Source organism: Haloferax profundi, from assembly GCF_001469865.1.
GTDB lineage: Archaea > Halobacteriota > Halobacteria > Halobacteriales > Haloferacaceae > Haloferax > Haloferax profundi.
In genome coordinates, this window is record NZ_LOPV01000291.1 from 1 (window position 1) to 502 (window position 502).

Consider the following 502-nt stretch of genomic DNA (forward strand, 5'->3'; position numbering starts at 1 on the left):
AGACCGAAATCGCACGCCGGGTGTGTGACTATCTCGAATCGGAGTATCCATACCTGTTCTCTGGGTCGCAAGTCACGACTGCCACTGCCGACTGGTCGACCTTCGACACCGTAGGTGGCTACATGCCCAATGGCGAGGGTGGGAGTGGGAACGAACTCGAGTTCTCTCCAGGGTTGATACTCAACCGATTCAAGGATCGCGGAGAGAGTACGCAGTTGAACGAGCCACTCGTCATCGACGAGCTCAATCGCGCTGATATTGACAAAGCGTTCGGCCAGCTTTTCACCGTGCTTTCGGGACAATCAGTCCAGCTCCCCTATACGCGTGATGGCGCAGAGATTGCGTTGGAACCTGCAGACGAGACGGTAAACACGCCAGCGGCACACGAGTACGTCATACCCTCGTCGTGGCCGTTGTTCGCGACGCTGAACACCTACGACAAGACCTCGCTGTATGAGATGAGCTACGCGTTCATGCGACGGTTTGCGTTTATTCGAGTGCC

General features: G+C 56.2%; 1 pseudogene. It reads left to right on the forward strand.

Annotated features, from left to right (window positions below):
* Positions 1-502, forward strand: a pseudogene (locus AUR66_RS12360) (AAA family ATPase); the annotation flags it as partial.